Source organism: Deltaproteobacteria bacterium, assembly GCA_019308905.1.
Lineage (GTDB): Bacteria > Desulfobacterota > BSN033 > WVXP01 > WVXP01 > JAFDHF01.
Window position 1 is genome coordinate 1 of record JAFDHF010000109.1, and the last position, 6,114, is coordinate 6,114.

Annotated in this window: 4 protein-coding genes; all 4 read left to right on the top strand. The window is 50.0% G+C overall.

Annotated elements, in window-relative coordinates:
* Positions 1–53: 53 nt before the first annotated feature.
* On the top strand, positions 54–2,018 hold the full coding sequence (locus JRJ26_19905) for a protein prkA (GenBank protein MBW2059755.1): 1,965 nt from the start codon (positions 54–56) through the stop codon (positions 2,016–2,018).
* A complete protein-coding gene (locus tag JRJ26_19910; protein ID MBW2059756.1) occupies positions 2,018–3,343 on the top strand; it encodes a DUF444 family protein in 1,326 nt (441 codons plus the stop codon). Before JRJ26_19905 ends, JRJ26_19910 begins: the two co-directional genes overlap by 1 nt.
* 9 nt (positions 3,344–3,352) lie before the next feature.
* Complete coding sequence (locus JRJ26_19915) at positions 3,353–4,828, top strand: SpoVR family protein (GenBank protein ID MBW2059757.1); 1,476 nt, start codon at positions 3,353–3,355, stop codon at positions 4,826–4,828.
* A 93-nt stretch (positions 4,829–4,921) separates the two neighbouring features.
* A partial coding sequence (gene ftsH / locus JRJ26_19920) for an ATP-dependent zinc metalloprotease FtsH (GenBank protein ID MBW2059758.1) occupies positions 4,922–6,114 on the top strand: 1,193 nt, incomplete at its 3' end.

Here is a 6,114-nt window from a genome sequence, read left to right on the forward strand (position 1 = left end):
TAGGGGGCGAAGGGAAGCTCTCGTAAACAATAGAATAAAGGGGGGTGGAAGGTATGTCTAAGGACAATTTCCGAAAACTCATTGAGGAATCCAGAAAGGAAGAAAGGGAGATCCAGTGGGAGGGAACCTGTCTGGACTATATGAGGCTTGTCAAAGAGCATCCGAGTATAGCTCAGCTCGCGCCGGGCAGGGTCTATAATATGATCATGCATAAGGGGACCGAACCCATCCAAGATATGATCAAGCTTCCCGACTATGAGGATATGGTGAGCTACAATTTCTTCAATAATGAGCTATTCGGTCTAGAGGAATCCCTTTACGACATTATGAAGCTCTTCAAGGCCGGTGCCCGGAGGACTGAAACAGGCAAACGGATTCTCATACTGGTGGGTCCGGTCTCCAGTGGAAAATCCACCATAGCCACCATGCTCAAGCGCGGTGTGGAGCAGGACCCCACGCCTATCTATGCCATAAAGGGCTGTCCCATACACGAGGAACCCCTTCATCTGGTTCCCACGAGCCAGAGACACAAGTGGGAGGAGATCGTCGGTGTCAAGATTGAGGGTGACCTCTGCCCCTTGTGTCGTTTCAATCTTCTTGAAAACGACCGGTATCGAGACGAGCACGGAAACGTGCTATGGGAAGAATTCCCTGTTGTGCACATCAAATTGAGTGAAATGGCACGTTGCGGCATCGGAACATTTCAGCCGTCAGACCCTAAGAACCAGGATATCTCTGAGCTGATAGGGCGGGTAGACCTCTCGAAAATCACCCGGTACGGTGAGACCGACCCAAGGGCTTACAGCCTCGACGGGGAATTGGAAATTGCCAACCGGGGACTTGTGGAGTACGTTGAAATCCTCAAATGCGATATCAAGTTCCACTATATCCTCATTACCGTGGCCCAGGAGCAGGTCCTCAAGGCCCCTGGCTTCCCTCAGATCTATGTGGATGAGGTCATTCTGTCCCACACCAACCAAACGGAGTTCGACAAGTTCAAGTCCGTCAAGGAAAACGAGGCGCTTCATGACAGAATGTATCCGATTTTCGTCCCTTACAATCTCAAGGTCAAAGGAGAGGAGAAGATCTATAAGAAGCTGATCGAGCGAAGCGAGTTCCACGAGATGCACTTGGCCCCTTATGTCCTTAATGTGGCCGCTCAATTTGCGATACTGACCAGGTTAACAGAGAGTCAGCTTTGTCCGAACGTCGTAAAGAAGATGAAGTACTACAACGGAGATCCTGTGGCTGAAAAGGAGAAGGATCAGGTAGATCTTGTTCAACTGCGCGTGGAGGGTAAAAAAAATGCAGAGGGCATGTCGGGCATCAGCCCGCGCTTTGTGGTGAACGCCCTCAATGTGGCCCTTGGAGAAAAGGAGTCTGCCGGTTGCGTCAACCCGCTGGATACCATTCGCGCTCTCAGGGCCAATTTCGAGCATCACATCGGGTTCACCGAGGAGGAGAGAACAACATATCAAAACCTCCTCATTGGAGAAAAAGACAGTGTTCTGAGTGAATTCAAAGAACTCGCCAAAAAGGAAGTCAACCGTGCGTTCCTGTTTGCCTATGAGGATCAGGCTGAGGCGCTTTTCGACAACTACATGAAAAACGCCACGGCCTTCTGCCAGAAAAAAAAGATTAGGGATCCCATCACTAGTGAAGAGCAGGAGCCTGATGAGAAGCTTATGCGTAGCATTGAAGAGATGATAGGCGTTTCAGAGAACACTAAAAAGGAGTTCCGCCAGGGGATCTTTGTCTTCAAGAGTGATGCGATAGACCGGGGCAGGGAGTTCAGCTTTAATACCTATACCCCACTACAGGAGGCCATCGAGCGAAAGCTGATAGGAGATCTCAAGAATGTGGTCTCACTCACAATCGCGGACAAGACAAGAAGAGATCCCAAGACCATGAAGAGGCGTCAGGATGCGCTGGAGGCCCTCCAGCAAAAGGGTTATTGCCCTGTTTGTGCGGAGAGTCTGCTTCAGTTCGTTGGCGACCTCCTCAGAAAAGAGGAATAATGGCCGTTAAGAAGCAGGATTGGTGGCTTTCCCAGAGGGGACTCAAGGACGCAGCGCGTCATCGGGAGAAGATCCGAGAGTCCATCCAGAAAAACATCGCCGATATTATCAGCGACGCCTCCATCATTACCCGCAAGAAGGGACAAATAGTGAAGGTCCCCATCCGTGGACTCAAGAGCTACCGGTTCGTTTTTAGGCGTGACCGCTCAGGGGGCACCGGTGTGGGGCAGGGAAAGGGAGATAAAGGAGACGTCATTGGCCGCCAGCCCACCCACGGTCATCCCGGAAAACCCGGCGATCTGCCCGGTGTGGATTTTCTTGAGACGGAAATCGATATCGAAGAACTGATCGATATGATGCTGGAGGATCTCGGGCTTCCGAATCTAAAGAAGAAGGCCTTCAGCGAGACAGCCATCCCCAAGGGATGGAAGTACGACAGCATCGAGAAAACGGGGATCATCGCCCATCTGGACAAAAAGCGGACCCTCAAAGAGGCCGTCAAGCGCACGGCTGCCTTTGTGGGAGAATTGATGAAAAAGACCGGCCACTCGGAAGAGGCCTGCAGAAGGGCCCTCGCAATGGCCCGCGGAGATTTGGTCCGTGCCGAAAAGATGCTCCAGGAGAGGAATCTCGAGGAGGAAGCCGATGATTTCATCACTCTTTTCAGTGAGGATCTGAGATATCGAACCCTTGAGAGAGATGTGGAATATCAGTCCAATGCAGTGGTCCTCGCCATGATGGATGTATCAGGAAGCATGGGGACCATGAAAAAGTATCTGGCCCGATCCTTTTTCTTCTGGCTTGTCGAATTCTTGAGGCAGATATACAACCGTGTACAGATCCGCTTCATTGCCCACACCACCGAGGCCAAACTGGTGGATGAGCACGAGTTCTTTCACAAAGGGGAAAGCGGAGGGACCTTTTGCCACTCGGCCTATGACCTTGCGATCCACCTGGTGGAGACCGAATATAGCCCGAGCCGTTGGAACATCTATCCATTCCATTTTTCAGATGGAGAGGACTTCGAACCCTTGAAAACCGTGGCATCTGCCAGGAAACTCATGCAATTGGGCATCAATATGCTTGGTTATGGGGAAATCCGCGCGGATCTATACACTACCTCTCGTCTCATGCAGACCTTTGCAAAAGAATTACATATTAAAAAACGGGATTTCTACCACAGTGAATTCGAGAGATTCTACAGTGACTTCGAGATCTTCTTCGGAACCGACGAGTCCACTCCTTTTGTGGGGGCCGTATTGAAGGACAAATCCCATGTCTACCTCGCGCTCAAGGAGTTCTTGAAAAAAGACAGACCATTTTGAGAGATGACCATGGATCCAGAACTGAAGCGCCTCAGTGAATTTGATGAGAGAATCCAGGAGATAGCCAGGGAGTTTGGCCTCGATTTCTTTCCGCAGGAGTTTGACGCCATCCCGGCCCAGAAGATGTTAGAGGTTTTGGGCTACCGCTTTCCCGTCAACTTCTCCCACTGGTCTTTCGGCCGGGATTATGAGAGGGAAAAGACCAAGTATGAGCATGGATTCGGCATTCCGTACGAGTTGGTCCTCAACTCCAATCCCTCCCGGGCCTATTTGATGAATACCAATCCCTTCCCTGTCCAGGTGATGGTCATGGCCCATGTTTACGCTCACAACGACTTTATGAAAAACAACTTTCATTTCAAGCCCACCCGAAGAGATATCCTTCCGGCGGCCTCAGAGGCTGCGATTCGTTTTCAGAGATACGAAAAGCGCTTCGGTCTGGAGGAGGTCGAGCGGCTGATGGACACAGGGCTGAGCATCGAGCTCAACATCGATCCTGATTTCTTTATCAAAGAAGAAAACGAAGAGCAAAAGCATGAGAGGCTCTCAACGCACTCGAGGAAAGCCGAGGTCGCAGGTCCATACGATGACCTGATCTCCAGAAAGAAAGTAGAACGACTCTCTGCTGAAGAGTACAACAGGAAAACACCTCCGGAGCCTGAGTGCGATGTCTTGCTTTACATCATAAACCATTCTCCCAAACCCTTAAAAGAGTGGGAGAAAGACATCCTGTCAGTCATTCGGGATCAATCGCGCTACTTCACACCCCAAAGGCGAACCAAGATTATAAACGAGGGGTGGGCCACTTTCTGGCACATGAAGATCATGGACCGCCTGTTCAGGGAACGGCTCCTCAAAGAGGAAGAGCATGGTTACTATAACCTCTATAATGCCCGGGTGCTGGCCACAAGTCCCCGCACGATCAATCCCTATCTGGTGGGTTTAAGAATCTTCGAAGACATCGAGGACCGATGGAACAAGGGCCGGTTCGGAAGGGAGTGGGAAATGTGTGAGAATCCTAAGGAAAAGGAAGCGTGGGACCTTGAACTTGGACAGGGAAGGGAAAAAATTTTCGAAGTAAGGAGGAGTTACACCGACCGGTTCTTTATCGAACATTTTTTATGGGAAAAGTTGGTTGATGAGCTGGAGCTATATCTCTACGAGGGGCGCAGAGAGGCAAATGAGATAAAATACGTGATCAGCGAACAGGACTGGCAGCGGATCAAGAGCCTCTTGGTGTCCCATCTGAGCACCTTTGACATCCCTTTGATCATGGTGGAAGACGGGGATTACAAAGGGAAAAGGGAGCTTTACTTAAAACATGCTTACGAAGGGATTGCGTTGGATCAGGAGTATCGCGAAAAGACCATGGAGCACATTCTTTACCTTTGGGATCGCCCTGTGCATCTGGAGTCGATTGTCGATGGAAAAACGGTGATTTTTACCTTTGATGGGAGCAGCCACTCTCAGAATCCACAGAGCTAATCTTCAACGTGAAAATCCTTGAATTACTACATGAACTTAATAATTGAGGTTATTACATTGCATCCATTTTATAAAAACCTTGTTGTCTGGTTCATGATCAGCCTTATGATTGCCATGCTATTCCGGGTACCTAAGCAGCCAAACACGAGCAATGCCCTGGTTAGTTACAGTGACTTTCTGAGCATGGTAGAGAGCAGGAATGTCATGGAGGTTACCATTCAGGGAAACAACATATCGGGTGTGGCCACAGAAGGGGCTTTTAAAACATTTGCCCCAAAAGATCCTGAACTGATTAAGCTGCTCAGGAGCAAAGAGGTCAAAATATCTGCAAAACCTGAGGAAGATACCACATGGGTCCGAGTGTTTCTGTCCTGGGTTCCCATGCTGTTATTGATTGGGGTATGGATATTTTTTATGCGACAAATGCAGGCAGGGGGTGGAAATGTACTATCCTTTGGAAAAAGCCGGGCCAGGCTTATGAGCGGTTCTCAGGAGAAAGTCACCTTTGAAGATGTGGCAGGTATTGAGGAGGCAAAGGAGGATCTGGCAGAAATTGTAGAATTTTTAAGGGATCCGAAAAAGTTTACAAGCCTTGGTGGGAGGATTCCAAAAGGTGTGCTTTTAGTAGGGTCGCCCGGTACAGGGAAGACGCTTCTGGCAAGGGCCATTGCGGGTGAGGCGGATGTTCCATTTTTTAGCATAAGCGGGTCGGACTTTGTGGAGGTGTTTGTGGGCGTCGGCGCATCAAGGGTCAGAGACCTATTTGTGGAAGGCAAAAAACAAGCTCCCTGTATCATATTTATCGATGAAATCGATGCTGTTGGGCGACACCGAGGCGCGGGCTTAGGCGGTGGGCATGATGAGCGTGAACAAACGCTGAATCAGCTTCTCGTTGAAATGGACGGCTTCGAGTCCAACGAAGGCGTCATACTCATCTCCGCGACCAACAGGCCGGACATACTGGATCGCGCGCTGCTGAGGCCTGGCCGATTTGATCGCCAGGTGGTGATTCCGATTCCAGACCTCAAGGGTCGGGAGGGTATTCTGAAGGTTCATCTTCAGGAAAAATTGGTGGCAGATGATGTGGACATTACGGTTCTGGCTCGGGGGACTCCGGGTTTTACTGGTGCGGATATCGAAAATATGGCGAATGAAGCAGCCCTTATTGCGGTCAGACGCGGCAAAGACAGGGTGGAAATGGTCGATTTTGAATATGCCAAGGACAAGGTCCTGATGGGCGCTGAACGGAAGAGCATGATCATCAGTGACGAAGAAAAAAGGATCAC